The following is a 17,339-nucleotide window of genomic DNA, read 5'->3' as shown; positions in this document are numbered from 1 at the left end:
TCGTGAGCTTATTTCAGGAAATTAAAGATATATTTATTCCGCAAGCAAAAAAATCATCTGCTCAGCAAAACCTGAAACACTGCAGTGTACAAACAGAAGTGGATCATGAAACCAAAGAAGTATCTTATGTTGATGAGTCCCGTAAGCCATCATTTGCAAGAAAGCTTGGGCCGGTTACACAAAAACTGGTCCAGTCACATTATCGACGCAACCCTAATAGCTTTGCCGATAGGCTTTCAATCACCGAATACCTAGAAGAAAGTAAAACCTTTATGCTTGAGGACTGTTATTCTCAAGCAGTAGTGTTCGCTGCATCTCCAATCGCAACAGAGGGGCGCTCCAAAGACCAAATTGCTGAACTTAGGAATACTCTTCAAGCTGCATTTAAGCAAGCATTCGGAATAGCTCATGGAGGATCTGATTGGGTTCTTCAGATATATTCATGGAAGGATGATGACCTTTATAGATATGTTGATGATATATATGCATCTATTCATGAGGAAGTTCGTGATACTGAATTCACAGAACAGTTCCTTGATGTTCTTGAGGATCATTTTCGTGGCATTAACCAGGCCGAAGGTATTTTTAAGGATGTTCAGGTCACTGGCAAACAATGGCGTGGCCAAATGCGGAGAACTTATTGTGTAATCTACAGGCGCTGCACGAAGATAGAAATGGAGTCGGCAAGTTTTGACCCGATAAATGATATTAATGAGGTTGCGGATCGTTTTTCTCATCTATTGTCATCTTCTGGCGTAAAGATTCGCCGCTTAGATGGCGAGACTGTATTTCGGTGGTTAACGGATTGGTTTAATCCCAACCCACCGATTACTAATGGTGATCGTGAGGCACTTTATCGACTGGTAGGCTACCCTAAGCGGAAAAAGGATAAGCCTTTTGGATTTAATCTGGCTGAGAGTGTTTTGTTTTCCGAGCCTATATCTGACCCTGACAATGGATGTTGGTGGTTTGATGATATGCCACATACATTCATGCGTTTTAAGGGATTAACTCAGGCTCCGGATATGGGGCAATTGACTGGTGAGGTTTCTAAAGGTACAGGGAAAAATCAACGATCGAGTTGCCTCATGGATTCTGTACCAGCCGGTGCAATGCTTGTTCAGACTATTATTTTTGTCAGCCCAACGAAAATTGATTCGCACCTCATGAGCTTGAGTTCGGCCCAAAAGGGGGAGACCCAGGAGGCGCAGCGGGCCCAGCAGGCACTCAATGAAGTTGAACTCCAACGTCAGAATGATCAGGACGTTTTCTATGCTTCGCAGGGCGTATACGTGCGCGGCGAAAATTTGGTTGATCTGCAGGACCGGTGCAAGTCACTCAAAAACAACCTCCTCTCTAACGGAGTCATGGCGCTCGACGCATCCACAGACCCCTTGATCACTGAATCTTACCCGCTGCACCTACCTGGTTGTTTCCAGCCAGAGTTGGATACGAAGCGCCAGTACATGCAGCTCTACTACTCCCAGCATTTGGCCAACATGTGTCCGATCTTTGGTCGCGAACAGGGAACAGGGAATCCAGGGCTTGTGGTATGGAATCGAGGGGGTGAGCCCCTTACGTTTGACATGTTTGGCAAAGACCGGGTTCGGGCTGCTCATGGGGTGGTTATCGGACCCCAAGGCTCAGGTAAGTCAGCCTCGTTGAACTATATGGCCGCCTCGGTGATGGCTGTGCATAGGCCACGGCTTTTCATCCTGGATAAAGGTGGGTCGTTTGAGCTGTTGAGTGAATATTTCGCCCAGCATGGCCTGACGGTTAACTACATGCGGATCAACAAGTCTGCCAAGTTTTCGCTATGCCCATTCCTCGATGCCGGCGAAGTTGTGAAGCAAATCGAAGAAGCCAAGGCGAAAGCTAAGGCGGCAGCCATGACAGCACAGCATGAGACGCCGGCTGATGATGAGGATGAAGATGAAGATGAAGATGATGCACCACGGGATCCCTTGGGTGAAATGGAGCAGTCCCTCTATATCATGGTGACAGGCGGCAATATGGAAGCATACGCCCGGATCACTCAGCTGGATAAAGCACTTATGCGTGCAGCCATTTTAGCTGCAGGGATTAAGAGTTACCGTGATGGAAAGAAAACACTGACCCAGGATGTTCGAGAAGCAATGCTCGAGATCGCGGAACGGGAGGCCAAGCTGGAACCTGACCAGCGTACCCGGTTAAAAGAGCTAGCGGCCTCGCTCGAAATGTACTGCACTGGCGAGCTGGATGCTCGAATGTTCAATACTGTTGGTGAACCCTGGCCTGATGCGGATGTAACAGTGCTTGATGTTGGCGTCTACGGTTCGGACCGATATCCAGCTCAGCTTGCTCTTGCTTACATTGGCTACATGCAGAGAGTAATTAACAAGGCGGAAGAAACACAGAACCAACGTCGTGATGTCGTGAATATTGTGGATGAAGCTCACCTCTACACCGGTAACCCCCTTCTTGGGTACCAAATAGCATTTGCTGTAAAAGTTGCCCGTAAGATAGGCCTTTGGATGTTGTTGGCCACTCAGAACGTAGAAGACTTCTCCAAAGGTGACGACATCAAGAAGGTGCTTGGTCTATTCGAGTGGTGGTTCTTGCTGAATATGGAATTCAAGGAGGTGGAGGATCTTAGCAAGTACCGAAATTTGACCCCTGAACAGAAAGTCATGATCTTGAGCTGCTCTAAGCAGCAACGGGCCTACACAGAGGGAGTTGTGATGGGTAACCCCAAGACTGTTGGCGAAATGTTGGTTCGTCAGGTGCCACCATCAATATTCTTGACTCTCGCCATGACAGACCCGAACGAAAAGAGCGAACGGCGTGCCCTGATGGAACAGTATGGGTTGTCTTCCCAGTACCAAGCCGCAGAGATGATGGCTCAAGAACTGAACCGCAAGCGGGGGCTAAAGATCAGGGCTCGCAGCTCGGACGCCGTGAGCCGCTCTCAACGCCTACAGGAGGCTTCCTGATGATGCTGGCAAGATGGCCCTGGACCGCATGGAAGAAAGCCTGGATGAAGCGCACAAACACTCTGAACCGAGGGCCTGATACTGATATCCCATATCAGCAGCCTGCAGCACTTGAGCTTAACGCAATGGTCCTGTTCGGGGATGGCCGGAATGGCATGGTTGAACGGCAGATGATTAGACATAGCTTGACGGTTTTCGTCATCCTGATCCCGCTCTTGAGCTCGCAAGTTAAAGCTACTGAAGTGCAGGTTACTCAAGTAGATGTGTTTACCGTGGATGGCCTTCGATATGACGTGGAAGGTGCTCAACTAGCTAAAAAGTTGATCGTACCAGTGCACATCCGGCAGATAGATGAAATCTACAAGCTTGAGATGGAATTGAGTGCCGGACTTCCCGCCTCTGAAGCGGAGGCTGCAGCAATCGCCACCAAACGGTTCGCAAAGCTGAGTAAAAAGAGTGTCCTTGATAAATATGCTACTACAGCAGAGTCATTGACGATGGCTCGGTCTCTAAATGTTGAGAAGGTACCTGCAGTTGTGTTTAATAAAAAATGGATTGTGTATGGCCTCGATCCGCTACAGGCCTACTCGGTCTTTGAAATGATGCGAAGCCGTGGAGAGTTGAACGGCTCGACAAGGGGGAATGGTGAATAAACTATCTCTAGGCGCGCGGATTGCAATTTTGTGCCTCATGGTCATAAGTGGAAAGGCGATGGCCATGGACGCCAATAACACTCTTCCTCATGGTGATAAGAAGGTCGAAATATTCGATCTAATAACGGACACAATGGACCTTTCATGTGTCGACTACAAAATCAAAGGAGTATGCTTCTGGCTTCACTGTGCCGGCCCATATTGTAGGGTCAGAACATCTAGTGTGGTCAGTCATTACAACCCAGATGTCATAGTCGAGACAGTATCAAATAGGGAGGCCTACCCACTCACCTGGTTGACGAAACCAATGTCACAAGTAACAGATCCACTAGCAAGGGGTCTGAATCATGGGTTCGATGTCGGGACTGGCGTCCGCGGATCGCCTACTGGTACTGCAACGAATAAGAACTTCTTCGATACGAATGTCTATGGAAACCCTGCCTTACTCGGTTTCAGGGATCTCGTGGGAAGCATGTTGAGTTTGTCTGGATTTTGTAATAGTGATGTCATGCCGTTCAACCCTTACTTCGTTTCGACTCTTGATCCGGAGTGGCGGATGGGACTTCTGGAAGCCCCATTATTGGTACTTCCATCCAACTTCAATCGCAAGATCTTTGCAAAGAGCGGAGATGCACTTAGCGGGGCTGTAGGAAGCGCACTCGGCGGGTATGGCGACATAGTTCAGTCGAGTGAACGCTTCGGGCACATATTCCCCAGAATTGGTTCCATCGTTAATCCGAACAGATATACCGGTTCAACAGTAATTGCCCAGCGGGCCGCTGATATTGTCACATCATTGAATGCACACATATATCAGAAATTACCAGACACTGCTGGTTCTGCCAAAGTATGGGCTCCAGTCCCTCCCCGTGAAGGAGATGATGAAACGGCCAAATGGCAAAGAAACTATCCACGCGGTAAGACTGGATGTAAGGCATTCCCTGCAGATTCGAGCGAGGAGTACAAGTACAGCGAGGATGACTTTTCTCCAACCCATAATTACCTCTACACACTTTGGCGACGGTATGAGTGCTGTGCCAGGAGAGGAACTTTCCTATATCGTATTTAATGAAGAGGGCCCATAATGGGCCCTTATATTATCGGGAACCTGATATCAAGGGGCCTATCGATACTTGCCAACCTGTTGTAGACAAAAGATCGTAAATATCGGTCAGCATGCGCGTAGATGAAGTGTGCCGAGCCGACATGAATTTTTCGATCAGGGCAACGGCATCTGGTTCATCAATAAAGGGGGTAACACGAGCAACAATCATTTCAAGATTACTCGATGCAAGCACCTCGTTGCTCTCTCGTAACTTGATATATGTACCAATTGTGGAGATGACAGCCTCACGATCCAATCTGGGTTCAGGTTTTTTCACTTTTTGAATGCACCTCTCTGAACATGCCGCTGCTTAGCCTGGTTATCCCCTGGTTGCTTTTGATTGATGAGCGCGATCAGCTCCATCATGCAATACAACCCTTCAACCTGTGCAGATGCTTCGGCTGAATCAAGATCTAGTGCCTGCAATTGCCCTTGAATCGCTTTCGCCATCTCTGGGTAGCTCATGTCCCAATTCATCGGCACTTGGTAATGATCTGCCGCCAATACAAGGTAGCTGAACATTTCGTGCCCGGTGTCTGCATGCTTCAGATCATCGTAGTAGACAGGCTTTGGAAGCTTGACTTGACCCATAAAACAACTCCTTCAATTACCAGGGGCCACGTTATCACGGTCTTGAAGCAATGCAACTTCTGGCAAGAAGGATAATCCACGTCCATTTATGCACCCCATTTCTCTGAGTCAAGCAAGTTAAAGTAGGCTGTTTCATGAACTTGGGGATGACGATGCAAAAACGAATTTTATCAGTGGCTTGTCTACTAGCCTTGGTTAGTGGGGCAACTTGGGCTGCTCAGTTTGATGAGCGAGCTGTAATAAATCAGCGGATTGGTGGTGGCCGACCCATCGATGCACCATCATCGACCGAACCATTCAGCAAAGCATCCGCCGGTTGGAATGCAGATCTATCGTGTTCTGCTATGAGCTTGAACAGTGAATTGCTTGGCAGCTTTAACTCCGGCTCCTTCAAACAGCTGCAATCATCACTGGTTGGTCAACTGATGGCTGCAGTGAATCCCACTAGCCTCATCGGGATGGCAATTCAGAGAGCGAATCCTGATCTCTATGACAGTTTGATGTCAGGGAGTATGACGGCTACAGATGCTTTCAATACCAACGTAATGACCTGCCAGGAGATGCAGCAGGGGGTTTTCGATGCATTGCCGGCTGGGGCTCTCAAGAATCTAACAGTGAGTGAGGAATATGCGGAGGCCATCAAGAAGCACGCGAACGGAAACTATCAGTTAAAGGATCTCGTCTTTAAGGATGGTTCGGCCGGGCGGAGTTATGACGATGGCAAGAAAGGCGTTGAGTTCGGTGTTGAGAAGAGAGGAATGATTGGTAAACCTATCAAGGTAACCGAACACACGTCATATGCTGGGTTCAATGCGTTAGCAGGCCGTGCTGCGACCGATAGCTCACCCTTACCTACATCAGCCACTAACGCTATGGGGATGGGGGCCGTATTCAAGTCACCCCGGGAGGCCAACAGCTTCATCTCGGATGTTGTGGGTGAAACCAGGATGTATACCGACAGTGACGCTTCCCCTCGTGAAGAGGATAGAGGCATAGGTGCGAAAGCGGCATATGCCAAGGAGTTTGAAGCAACCAATGCCAAGCTTCTCGATCTTGCAAGGCGACCTAGTTCTAACATCACCACCAAGGATCTCGAGAGCGCATCGACATCGAGTATTAAGGTGACCCGGGACCTGTTGCTTGCGATTAAGCAAATTCATCCAACAGAACAGGCGGCCTATGTATCGGCACTGGCGACCGATATCTCAATGGCCAACACTTACGAAAAACTTCTTCACTCTGTACGGATCATGGATGCTGGTTTGAGGGATGAAAGCGTGACTAACAACGAAGCGGTTCGGTCTGAAGCACTCCACAAAAGAGCCCTGCTCATCCAGGAGATGGACCTACTTGAGCGTGAACTTCGCTTCAAGAAGGAGCTCGCCGGCAGCGCACAGATAGACATTTTGCGCAGAGCAAATCTGGAGAACAAACCGGGCTCGTTCAGAACACCAACTAATGAATTACCTGTTGGCACTGCAAATTAATATCTTTCAGTAGAAAGCAATGGTTATCCATTGCTTTCTCTATAAACCCCTGGAGCTGAAATGAGAAAATACCTCCTTTTTGTTATTTATATACTTGCGGTGTTATTTTGTTCGATATTGTTGATACTTCTTGTCGACACTGATAGTGAGGCTTGGCAGCAATTTGCCCGTTGTGCCACAGTGGCAAAATGGATCATTGTGCCAATTCTAATAATTGCACTCCCGAAAATAATAGAGCGTGCAACAAAAAAGGAATTAACCAAAGATGGGAGGAAATTATTGTGGCAAAGCCAAATCCTTATGGCTGTGGCATTCACTGCGGTTGAAATAATGCATGGGGCACTCTGATGATTGTAAATGAGTGGATTGAACCGTACACGCTTATGATGGGTGTGCACTCAATGGGTGTGATCACAGAAATTCTTTGCTCCAGTGGATTGGTTTATGCACCATTTTTTGTTGCGATCGTTAAATCAATTGTTGAGGCAATGACTCAGGGCGTGGATGAGGGTAATGCCGGTGAATTAGCGGTGAAATTTCTTCGCAAAGAGCTATTGATCATTTTTCCAGTGTTTATTCTAGCCTTCGTTCCAATGGCGAACAGCCAGATGAGATTTGATGTCAACATTAGCAACTATTCTTGTGATGGAGATCAGCGAATCCAGGCACCTCCAACAACTAACCAGCAAATGATGATGGGGAATTTTCAAGGGGGTTACACCAAAGTGCCGGTTTGGTGGCTCGCGGTTCATGACTATTCTTCGACATTTACAAACACAGTTATTGCCAATACACCTTGTGCAGCTGACTTGCAGATGGCTTCTGTGAATATTCAGGCAGCAAATCTCGAAAATAGCTATGACCAGACGATCGCTGATAGTTGGCAACGAGCATGCCTCAGTCCGGCAGTTGGTGATGCAACCCGTAGAGGAAGTCTTGACGACTCTACCTGGGCTGGCTCCCAGTCACTGCGTGAATTTTATAAGAAGGAACAAAATACGGTTTTAATAAGCAGGGAGTCCGCTATCGCAGCTGGCTTGCCGGTTGGGCTATCTGAAGGCGGTGAGGTGAGGCTAAATTGCGATGTCGCATACCAGCATATAGAGGCTGCAGCAGTTTCGGCTGCAAGAAGCCAGTCGCAAGGGTCACTGGAAATATTGATAAACGCTTCACAAGACTCAGAGACAGAGAAGAAGTTGGCGATGTCGAAGGTAGCCAAAGTGCAACCACAAGCAAGCGCCCAACTCACTAATCTATTCGCAGGCGAAACAGACCACACTGTTGCACCAGACAGCGCTTCTGGTTACATGAAGGAGATGATTGGGTGGCTAGGAACTGCGGTGGGAAATTTGCTAAAGGCGCCGGGCACGATTGTGTTGAAGAATACAACACCGATCCAAATCTGTGTTATGCAGATGGCTCTTATTATGGCCACGCCAATTTTGCTGGTATTCTCTGGTTTCAATATAAAAACCGCTCTTGCTATCAGTGCTACATACTTTGGGCTTGAATTCACGTTGGTCTTTGTAAATCTGGCCACCTGGATGGATAACACCCTCAATCTATTCTTCTACTCAAGTATAAACGGTGGGGTTGGGGCGGGCTCTGCAACATTCGTGTCTGGGCTGCAAGAAAGCATCTTGACCAGAGTTGGTTACACCTCATATGACTTGCTACCAAAGTTGTGGATGGCCCTTATGGCATATGTCGGCATTAAGGGTGGTAGCCAGATGATAGGAAGTGCCTCTCAAGGAGTGGAGCAGAACGTAAGCTCTGGGCTCAATACAGGCGCTCGCATCCAGCAACAAGCGGGAAGCATGGCGAACTCCGCCGGCAAGTCATTCATGAAGTCGGGCGGAAAATCATCATGATCGCGAACCATTGGATTGATCCGTACACCCTCTTGATGGGGGTACACATGATGGATGTTGTAGTTGAAGCATTGTGTGTAAGCGGCCTAGTCTATGCTCCATTCTTTGTGGCTATAGTTCAGTCTATAGTTGAGGCCATGACCCAGGGGGATGATGAAGGGAATGCCGGAGAGCTAGCCGTTAAATTCCTGAGGAAGCGCTTACTCGGCATATTTACTGTATTTATTCTGGCCTTTATTCCTGTGGTGGATGTGACAAGCAATATCACAACACGGCCTGCAAATTCGTGTGTTGATCCTGGTGCACCAAATCCAACAAACTCTGTTATCAGTATGGTCGGAAATTTCAATAGCTCGAGTACCAAGGCGCCATTGTTTTGGGCTGCCGTGCATGACTTCTCAAGTATCACCACAAACGTGGTTATCTCGACAACACCATGCGCTGAGGACATCGCAGCAATAAATTCAAACGTAAATACCGCAAATTTCACTAACCCACAAGATCGAGAACTAGCCCAACAATGGGGCAAGAGTTGTCTCGCACCCGCTTCCGGCAAAGTGTCCCAGGGTTCGAAGTTTGATGGTGCCTGGTGGATAGGCCATCCTGATTTCATCGCTCAGTACAAGAAGGAAGGGAGTGTTGTTCTCGTTAATAGTGAGGTTGCCGCCGGCCTGGGTATGACCGGTGATAGTTCTGGCGGACAAACAATACTGGGGTGCAATCAAGCCTTTGTTCATTTGATGGATAGTAGCTTGCAGCGCCTAAATCAAACCGATGGCTTTCCTGTCATGCTGAAGCAGATGGCCGAAAAACATAATCTCTCAGAGCAAGAGATCGCGTATCGGCTTGCTGGTGAGATGATTGGTAGTACCAAAAGAGCTATTGGTGATGCCTTCCAATTACCAGGCGGTAAGATAGTCGTTGAAGATAGTGTGGGTACCAGATCCAACAATGAGGATAGTGAAATTGCTCAGATGATCGCCGCATTCACAACATCGGTTGCGAATGCTGTCAACGCTCCAGACGCAATTGTGTTCCGCCAGTCTATCCCGATTCAGATGGCTGTTGCGCAAATGATTCTTCTGTTGGTTATACCCATCATCTTGGTATTTAGAGGCTTCGACATCAAAGTTACCCTGCTGCTTGCGGGTCTCTATTTCGGGGTTGAGTTCACTGCTGCGATCGTGGCGTTGGCAACCTGGGTAGGAAGTTTGGTTGATGTTATATTTGCTACCGTTTCCACGAATGGAACATATGCTCGTGCCGCAGCTCTTCAGCTCTACACCTATTTGCCATGGGTCTGGTTCTTCATCCTGGGGCTGGTCGGCATACAGGTTGTCATGCCGGGAATTGGGTCGCATGGCGCCGACTTTGGTGGTTCATCTGGGAACGTCGGGAAACTGCTCTCAATGGCCAAGGGGGGGGCCGGACTAGCCACAAAAATGGGAGCCTCATTCATGAAATGACGTTGATAGACCACAAATGTTCACGATATGAAAATGGGGCCTTTGGCCCCACTTTCGATTCTGATGGATAGTGGTTCAGTCATCAACCCCATTACGATGCCAATCGTATTGGTTTTCAAGTTCAGCCTCTGCCCTGTCAGATTCAGACCTACCCGAATCATGGTCAGCGGAGAATGCGCTTGAGTTTCTCAAGTAAATGGCCGAGAAAATTCCAACCACAATCGTAATGAATGGCACCTTGAATGCCAAAAACAGAACCGTAAAACAGATGCCAAACATGGCAGGGTACAGCAGGAACAGATCCCCGCTAGTTGTTTGCCAATAGAACAAGGAGTACATCCACCAGGCAACCAGAGCAGGCAGGAGAACTGCAGCTATGGACACCCTACCACCGAGCATTGGCCAACGTAACCTATGGCAAATTTTTGCAATAGCCACGACACTAAGTAGCATTATGCATCCAGCCAAGATACTGAATGACAATCCACCATGATGAGCCTTTACTGTGAACAACCCTGAGACTAATTGAATTTGATTGATTGCATAGTCAGCTTCTGTGGACTTTGTAAGTTGGTAGACCACATATGAAAATGCAAGAGGTCCATTTACAGGCATCAGATTTCCTGATTTTCTTTCAACCCAAATCAAGGCATTGGTGCATATCTGATTGATCACTTTCATCACCCCCTATCAACGTTGGCAGCTGTGTGCAACCGAGCAGCTTCGGCACACTCCTGGATGAGATGAGAATATCTTGATAATTTCTCCCTCTTGAGCTCGTCGAGCCAACAAAACAAATTTTGATATTTCCTTGAATATCTGCTCGTCGCTCCCCAGCACCACCTCACGCCGGGTCCCCTTGGTTACGACTACTGCTCGATGGATCGGCATTTCTGAACGTGCAGCGAGGACGGATGCCAACAGTTGAACAATGTCAGATTGGTACACTCGGCCCGCACGGCTCTTGTATTCAACCATCACGTTTTGACCGTTCTGGGTGGCAATGATGAAGTCAGGTTTCGCTGTTATTCCGTACTTTTTGTTGATGAACAGCTTCGATTTTCGCCCTTGGTCGGCATAAACTATCTTGCCCTCAATCCCTAAAGGTGAGCCAGGCCGATGTGACCTGCGCCGAGCCAGGTACAACAGTGCGACAAAAACCACGAAGGCAATGAGAAATGCCATAATTATGCATCCTTATTTCCTGCCACCATCCGGGCGAAAGCCAGGACCAGTGAGGCAACTGCAGTCTGTGCACCCGGGAGGGGAGATAGCAACTTGATGGCGAAGGGGGACAATGCATAGTAAGCCTTGATCAATATGCGGCCAAGGTAATGATGGCTCAGATAGCTATCTCGCCAATCCCGTAGTCGCTGTGTTGCTGGATGGTTCGACCCTAGTGCATAACTCGCTACGAAGCAGCGCTGGTCCTGTGTTTGTTGTTCGAACACCGCCGCGGTCACGCTCTCATGACTTGCTGTGCCATAGTCAGCCTTTGCCTGGCTCTGAGCACTCGCAATCACCCCTTGTTCTTGTAGGCTGCTGCCATGCGGACACCATGCCATCTTGCCGATTTTGCTGGCACTCACCAGTTTCCTGTCGTTCATTCCGGCTACCCTCGTCTCATTTCAGCGGAAGGACTTACCGCTCCATATTATCGCAACCTGACAGGGTGCAAGCACGAGGTGAGCGATTGTTGAGAGATTGATGGTCGGCGGGGGGGGGAGCTTCACTGGGCAGGGTTACAGCGAACAACACCTGGATCGCATGCCGAAGACTCCCGTGGCTAGTAGTGAGCAAGCTGGGGGTTGTAAATTTTCCATCAACGTGCGAGATTATAAAGTAATTACTGCTATGCAGTAGTAGGCGACCAAGGGGTTAAGCAAGTCGCCCTGTCTGTTGACAGATCCCAGCGTCCAATTTCCTTGTCGTGGGTACATCAAACTGCTTTCTGAGTGGTTTGATGTACCCACGACACGATAGGAAATTTCATGGACATAACCTTCGCTGGTGAACTCGCCGTTTTCTCTGCCTGCTGCATCGCCGGGTGGCAGATTTCAAAACCTGTGATTGCCGTATGGCGATCCCTCACTTTATCCCACCCCACGAAAGCCAAATTTCGTTCCTGGTGATTTGCAAGTCCCCTTTTCAGGGGCTTGCACACTCAATTCCATCATACGTCAGCATCATGCAGTTTCCCTTGATTCTACATACCCATACTTGGTTGTATCGGCATGATGAATTTCGGGCAACATGCCTGAATAGCTAGTCCGTGTAACCATCTAGCAGCCATTCGGCACCACGCACATCAAACCCAACCAACAGGTTAACTCTTAACTAGGCTCACGCCAGATTTTAAGGTAGGCAATATGGAAACCATCATAGTCTTGGGGTTCTTCGCTATTCTCGTTTTTGCCTTTGCCGGCGGAATGAGGGAACAACTGCTCAAAAGCACTGAGGCTGACCAGCGCGAACTGGATGGCCATCGCAAAAAAGCCATGATGGCAGAAGCCGCCACAATGGCTGCAGACATCATCAAACAAGAGTTTAGTAATGAGTTGTCGGAGGTACGTTTTAAAGCAGCAGTAGAGAGCGCTGTTGAGGAACGTCTTCGTGCAGCAGGGGTCGTCGGCGCTACCGTCAATCCCGCGGCCGCGAGGCCCGCTAGACCTGCTAGACCTGCTCAGGCAGAGGCTAGTTGGCGCGCCCAGGCTGCAGGGATGAACCTTCATCCCCAAAGCTCAGATGAAAATGAAGTCGAACAGCAGGCGTACCAGCCTGCTGAATACTCACGGGAACAAGATTTCCCTCAAGCACGTCCAATGTGACAAAGAGGCTGCCCCAGGGCAGCCTCTTATCGCATGCAGTTATGTGAATCGGCTCAGGAAAGCACGCTTTTTCCTGAGATGATTTGCCAAGTGGCAAAGAGCGATAGGGGTTTTAAGTCGCAGGCGTACAGCCACCCAACATCAACCACATAGGATTACGACTATGAGAATGAGCAACAAGACAAACGAGGTGAGGCTTGGCGGTTACGTGAGCCATGCCGACATCCGGATGGGTCAATATGGACCGTATGGCCCGGCAACCATCGCAATCGATGATGGTTATCGGGACCCCAAATCAGGACAGTGGGTAGATCGTACCCAGTTCATTCGGGTGGAGCTTTCTGGGGAAAAAACCCCAGCCATCAAGAAGGGTGACTATCTTGAAATTTCTGGGCGGCTCGCCTTTGAATCTTGGGAACAGGGTGGGGTAACCCGTTCTGGGCTAAAGGTTAAGGTGGCGTGTATCAACGTACACATTCCGGTCGAGGCAATAGCTTGTTTGAAGCAGTCCGGCTTTGCCAAAAACTCGCAAGGGCGGCCTCAGCAGAGTCAGCAGAGTCAGCAGAGTCAGCAGTCTCAAAGACCTCAACAAGCCTCACGCTCGCAACAACCTCAGCAAAACTGGGGGCATCCCCAGCAACACCAGGCCAGCCCCCAGCAACAGCAGGGACCCCGGCAACAGGAATATGACCACCGTCGCCGCGCCTAACCAATCAGCCTGAAATGGCAACACCAACCAGCCTCGCATTGACGAGGCTTTTTTTTTGGAGAAAAACATGGCTATTCAAACCGTAGATAAAATTCTTGGTGTCCAGATCGACGAAGTTAATGACACGCTTCGAGACCTGTTGTTCTTAGAAGTGATCTGCGCTGGCTACAGTCCGACTACGTTGGATTTCAAGAAGACCATTCGGTTCATCGAGCGCACCCAGCTCAACCCTTTCGATGGGACGTTGTTTGCTCGTCGCACCAACCTGGGGATTGAGATCGGGCTGCGTGTAGATGGATGGCTGCAGCTTGCAAAACAGGCTGGCGTCAGAGAGATCATCCATACCTACTCCGAAAACATCCTTACCTTCGCTGAGATGGCTAAAGATGTTCGTGGGCATGAGTGGATTGAGACTACATTGGTAGCTGCTGATGGCGGGCGGTTTGTGCACCGGGAGTATCTGGCTGAGAACTTCTTCAATACAGAAGCCTGGTGCCATATGCCCAATAGGTCGTTGGGCCACAAATCGACTGCTCAAACGATCCGGTTATTAACTGGCGTTTACGCAGCAGATGAAAGCCAAGCGAGTATCAGTCCTAAAGATGGGGGGCTTACTGTCCTCGTAGATAGTGGACCGGCCGCCCAGGTCGAAGCGAAGCCAGCAGAAGCGCCGGCCGCCCAGGTCGAAGCGAAGCCAGCAGAAGCGCCGGCCGCCCAGGTCGAAGCGAAGCCAGCAGAAACGCCGGCCGCCCAGGTCGAAGCGAAGCCAGCAGAAACGCCGGCCGCCCAGGTCGAAGCGAAGCCAGCGGAAACGCCGGCCGCCCAGGTCGAAGCGAAGCCAGCGGAAACGCCGGCCGCCCAGGTCGAAGCGAAGCCAGCAGAAACGCCGGCCGCCCAGGTCGAAGCGAAGCCAGCGGAAACGCCGGTGGCTCATGACGATGCAAAACCAACCACACTAGAGGAAATTATCAAATTCCCATGGGGTGGTTACTTACCTTCAGATCGGTTGCGTGGGGATGTCCGGATCGGTTTTGGCCGGACAGTTCAGACAAAGCAATGGGGTGCTCTTCGTGGGTACTTCAAGTCAACCAGAATGAGCGATGATGATCGCGCATGGGTGCTAGCCGCTCTCGACCAGATGGAGGCTGTCACTCATGGGTAAGGATGAAGATCTCGTGGTTCGCCGCGGTTTAAGACCTTTGTAACAACAGAATGAGGGCCTTTGGTCCTCTTTCTCATTCTCGAAAGAGTTATTCGTAGATAGATGAAAACGACGAATTACTCTCGGGTGATCACGCGAATAGGCCTGCAAATCGCGCTAGCGGCCAACACCAACCCGGGCGAAAGCCCATAACCAAGAACCGTAGGGGAGAGGCTGCCCTACGGGCCGCCCTCCTTCTCTATGGAGGGCACCATGATACTTTGGCAACGAGACATGTTTGATTCTGATAAGGATGTGCTATTCATCCCCTCAGAACGGGCAATAAAGCCAAAAGGCTCAACGAAATCTAAGGCTGTTGTCAGTGAGCCTGTTTCACTGACCAATAACAGTGCAATGCCATTACCGTTGCTGTTCCCGGAACTGTTCCAGGAAGACCAACCGGATCTGCAAGACAGGCCTGAAGAGGGCTCGCTTGTTTGGTCCGATGACGGTATAGCAACTCTATGCGGTGTTGTACTGAATGATGCCATTTATGGCCTGATTTCACCAAAGTGCGGCACTGAATCGAGGGAGTTGGGGATCGAATGGTTGTTCAAACAAGAGCTTGCACCCTTCAGCTTTAGGCATTGCTGCATCATGTTAGATGTCAACCCCGAACGCATGCTTGCTGGGATTTTCCGGCAGGTAGTCACTAGGCGGAACTATCTACGACGGTGCTCAAAACTGAGCCACAAGGAACATGAACTGCTCCTGTGGCTTGAAATGCAGGGCTGGCTGGATGAGGTTATCTCGATGGCCATGACGGACGAAGATGACGGTTGGGATTTCAACCCAACAGCCACCTACGCCCATTATGAGCGGCAACTTAACCGGCCAGACAATTACCTATATTAATTAACCTGTAAACTAGGGGGCTTACGGCCCCCTTATTTCACTGAACACACCAAGAACATTCACGTATAAATACTTCCGGTCAGCTACATCCCGGGGAGATAAAATATTATTTTCTTTCGTCAGAGGGCAAACCAGCCCTTCCTGAGCCATTTCCTATGGCTCAGGAAGGTCGGGTTGCATTATCCGCTGCAGCCTTAAACTGTGTGCAGAGGAATGCTGATATTTGATTTTTAATTATAAGGATTGCAGCTATATCAGCCTGTCTCAGGAATATTTTTATGCCGCGCACAAGCCCGGTGGCTTTACTGCACCTGTGATGGCCAATGCGCGTAAGGCTAGGTCTTCGTTGTAATTAGACCTGTGTAACGGCATCTGAGCTAAGAGATGAGATATGTACCTTCTTCAAAAGTCATTTAACAATGATTTATTTATGGTCCAAGAGGTTCAACCAGAAGATGTTGAAACTTGGCTAGAGAACCGCGTTTCATTGTTCGCGTCGGAAACCCATGCGGCATATGCGCAAACATTACTTGGCACAATGCAGGCGCCAAGCTGGACCCCGGACTTCAGAAAGTATGGGACCATATTATCACCGGATTTCCCTTATTTTTGCGCCGAAAATGTAAGGGAGTTCAATGATGCATGGTTGCGCATTATGGCAACAGAAGTTCGTCTCCGCATTATGCAGAAATTAAATTTCGTAGAGGAGATTCATTTCAGCATATCGGACATCATGAATCCGCCTCCAGCTCCATGGCTGTGCTTGGTTGATCGCGAGAGTCAGACTGTGTTGGTCGTTGATCGCACCGGTACGGCATTGGGGGGGAGTGAGAAAAACCTTGTCATGGCAGTCAAACACAGATTTCGTTTTAATCGAGACTTGCTGGCCCCCTCAGGAAAGCATCTCGAGATGATAGAAGTGCGCCTGGGGTCAATCACCTAATTAGGTGCAGGGCTGGCTGGCTAGCATACCGCGGTCAGTCCATCTATTATGTAGGCGTTTTGATTGCTGGCCCGGAAGTCACCTCTGGGCTGAGGAATGGATAACGGTTTCTTAAAGGACGCCTGATGCAACAAGAAAACAAGCGTGACTATACCCCGCGCAACATTATGACACTAGCCAAGAAGCTTGGAACGCTTGAGCAGCGTAAAGAACTGCAGGCCTTGCTGACTACCTACATCGAGAATGAAGAGCTTGAGCTGCTGAGACTGGAAGAGGAGCAAAATCAAAAGGCCGCCAAAATCACCGAACTATTCGAGAGAATGGCAGATTCCGGGATTGATATTCAGGATCTAGTCGCGGCATCGCAAGGGCGACCAAGCACAGGCAAGCGCCGGCCTTATAAGAAACGGCAGAAGCAGCAAGAACCAGAGCAACCGGCTCAAACTCCTCAAACCTCAACCACCGATACCCCCGGTAGCTGATGATTCACCCGGAGCGGCTACTGGCTCCTGATGTGATGGCCAAGTGGATAAACTGCCACTGTGCAGCTTATCCACTGGCATTAAGTGTTACTCCAGCCCGCTGAATAGCAGCTGCTCATGCAAGAAATAAAATCGTTACTTTTCAACCCCGCCGACATGACTGGCATTTTTTGAAC

The 17,339-nt window shown here is 49.4% G+C and carries 18 protein-coding genes; 13 read left to right on the top strand and 5 right to left on the bottom strand.

Annotated elements, in window-relative coordinates; translation table 11 throughout:
• Positions 1 to 2 precede the first annotated feature (2 nt).
• From ACPW75_RS24695 to ACPW75_RS24685, 3 genes are all read left to right on the top strand, one after another.
• Entirely contained in the window at positions 3 to 2,972 is a 2,970-nt protein-coding gene (locus tag ACPW75_RS24695; RefSeq protein ID WP_210537796.1) for a conjugative transfer ATPase, read from the top strand.
• Positions 2,972 to 3,625, top strand: coding sequence for a DUF1525 domain-containing protein (locus ACPW75_RS24690; protein ID WP_210537794.1), 654 nt, complete (start codon positions 2,972 to 2,974; stop codon positions 3,623 to 3,625). The genes ACPW75_RS24695 and ACPW75_RS24690 overlap by 1 nt, the downstream gene beginning before the upstream one ends.
• A 64-nt stretch (positions 3,626 to 3,689) precedes the next feature.
• Positions 3,690 to 4,694, top strand: coding sequence for a TraU family protein (locus tag ACPW75_RS24685; protein WP_210537792.1), 1,005 nt, complete (start codon positions 3,690 to 3,692; stop codon positions 4,692 to 4,694).
• Positions 4,695 to 4,722: 28 nt separating this feature from the next.
• Here the strand turns inward: ACPW75_RS24685 and ACPW75_RS24680 are convergent, their stop codons facing one another.
• Positions 4,723 to 5,007, bottom strand: coding sequence for a hypothetical protein (locus tag ACPW75_RS24680; protein WP_216945321.1), 285 nt, complete (start codon positions 5,005 to 5,007; stop codon positions 4,723 to 4,725).
• Positions 5,004 to 5,321 (bottom strand): hypothetical protein, encoded by a 318-nt coding sequence (locus ACPW75_RS24675; protein WP_210537788.1) that lies wholly within the window; start codon positions 5,319 to 5,321, stop codon positions 5,004 to 5,006. Before ACPW75_RS24675 ends, ACPW75_RS24680 begins: the two co-directional genes overlap by 4 nt.
• Before the next feature lie 146 nt (positions 5,322 to 5,467).
• Here ACPW75_RS24675 and ACPW75_RS24670 point away from each other — a divergent pair, with 146 nt between their 5' ends.
• Genes ACPW75_RS24670 through ACPW75_RS24655 form a run of 4 tightly spaced genes read left to right on the top strand, consistent with a single transcriptional unit; the run spans position 5,468 to position 10,145 of the window.
• Entirely contained in the window at positions 5,468 to 6,808 is a 1,341-nt protein-coding gene (locus ACPW75_RS24670; protein ID WP_210537786.1) for a hypothetical protein, read from the top strand.
• Positions 6,809 to 6,868: 60 nt separating this feature from the next.
• Positions 6,869 to 7,156 (top strand): hypothetical protein, encoded by a 288-nt coding sequence (locus ACPW75_RS24665; RefSeq protein ID WP_210537784.1) that lies wholly within the window; start codon positions 6,869 to 6,871, stop codon positions 7,154 to 7,156.
• Positions 7,156 to 8,679, top strand: coding sequence for a conjugal transfer protein TraG N-terminal domain-containing protein (locus ACPW75_RS24660; RefSeq protein WP_210537782.1), 1,524 nt, complete (start codon positions 7,156 to 7,158; stop codon positions 8,677 to 8,679). Before ACPW75_RS24665 ends, ACPW75_RS24660 begins: the two co-directional genes overlap by 1 nt.
• A complete protein-coding gene (locus ACPW75_RS24655) occupies positions 8,676 to 10,145 on the top strand; it encodes a conjugal transfer protein TraG N-terminal domain-containing protein (RefSeq protein WP_210537780.1) in 1,470 nt (489 codons plus the stop codon). Before ACPW75_RS24660 ends, ACPW75_RS24655 begins: the two co-directional genes overlap by 4 nt.
• A 75-nt stretch (positions 10,146 to 10,220) precedes the next feature.
• Here the strand turns inward: ACPW75_RS24655 and ACPW75_RS24650 are convergent, their stop codons facing one another.
• The 3 genes from ACPW75_RS24650 to ACPW75_RS24640 are packed head-to-tail and all read right to left on the bottom strand — an operon-like array spanning position 10,221 to position 11,752.
• On the bottom strand, positions 10,221 to 10,826 hold the full coding sequence (locus tag ACPW75_RS24650; RefSeq protein ID WP_210537778.1) for a hypothetical protein: 606 nt from the start codon (positions 10,824 to 10,826) through the stop codon (positions 10,221 to 10,223).
• Positions 10,827 to 10,835: 9 nt separating this feature from the next.
• Positions 10,836 to 11,330, bottom strand: a complete 495-nt coding sequence (locus tag ACPW75_RS24645; protein WP_210537776.1) for a CRISPR-associated protein Cas4 — start codon at positions 11,328 to 11,330, stop codon at positions 10,836 to 10,838.
• A gap of 2 nt (positions 11,331 to 11,332) precedes the next feature.
• Complete coding sequence (locus ACPW75_RS24640; RefSeq protein ID WP_210537770.1) at positions 11,333 to 11,752, bottom strand: CFI-box-CTERM domain-containing protein; 420 nt, start codon at positions 11,750 to 11,752, stop codon at positions 11,333 to 11,335.
• A 762-nt stretch (positions 11,753 to 12,514) separates the two neighbouring features.
• Here ACPW75_RS24640 and ACPW75_RS24635 point away from each other — a divergent pair.
• The 6 genes from ACPW75_RS24635 (at position 12,515) to ACPW75_RS24610 (ending at position 17,163) form a co-directional block, all read left to right on the top strand.
• Positions 12,515 to 12,973, top strand: coding sequence for a hypothetical protein (locus ACPW75_RS24635; protein WP_210537762.1), 459 nt, complete (start codon positions 12,515 to 12,517; stop codon positions 12,971 to 12,973).
• A gap of 169 nt (positions 12,974 to 13,142) precedes the next feature.
• Complete coding sequence (locus ACPW75_RS24630) at positions 13,143 to 13,682, top strand: single-stranded DNA-binding protein (RefSeq protein WP_210537760.1); 540 nt, start codon at positions 13,143 to 13,145, stop codon at positions 13,680 to 13,682.
• Between the two features lie 67 nt (positions 13,683 to 13,749).
• Complete coding sequence (locus tag ACPW75_RS24625) at positions 13,750 to 14,844, top strand: hypothetical protein (RefSeq protein WP_210537815.1); 1,095 nt, start codon at positions 13,750 to 13,752, stop codon at positions 14,842 to 14,844.
• Positions 14,845 to 15,096: 252 nt separating this feature from the next.
• Positions 15,097 to 15,738 carry a hypothetical protein gene (locus ACPW75_RS24620; RefSeq protein ID WP_210537758.1) on the top strand — a complete coding sequence of 214 codons (642 nt, stop codon included), beginning with the start codon at positions 15,097 to 15,099 and terminating at the stop codon, positions 15,736 to 15,738.
• Positions 15,739 to 16,129: 391 nt separating this feature from the next.
• The gene (locus ACPW75_RS24615) at positions 16,130 to 16,681 is read left to right on the top strand and encodes a hypothetical protein (protein ID WP_210537756.1); all 552 of its coding nucleotides are present in this window, start codon (positions 16,130 to 16,132) and stop codon (positions 16,679 to 16,681) included.
• 125 nt (positions 16,682 to 16,806) lie between these two features.
• Complete coding sequence (locus ACPW75_RS24610) at positions 16,807 to 17,163, top strand: hypothetical protein (protein ID WP_216945364.1); 357 nt, start codon at positions 16,807 to 16,809, stop codon at positions 17,161 to 17,163.
• The last annotated feature ends 176 nt before the right edge of the window (positions 17,164 to 17,339 follow it).

The organism is Aeromonas sp. FL131, from assembly GCF_049860615.1.
Taxonomy (GTDB): Bacteria; Pseudomonadota; Gammaproteobacteria; order Enterobacterales; family Aeromonadaceae; genus Aeromonas; species Aeromonas hydrophila.
This window is presented reverse-complemented; position numbering and strand designations above follow the sequence as displayed.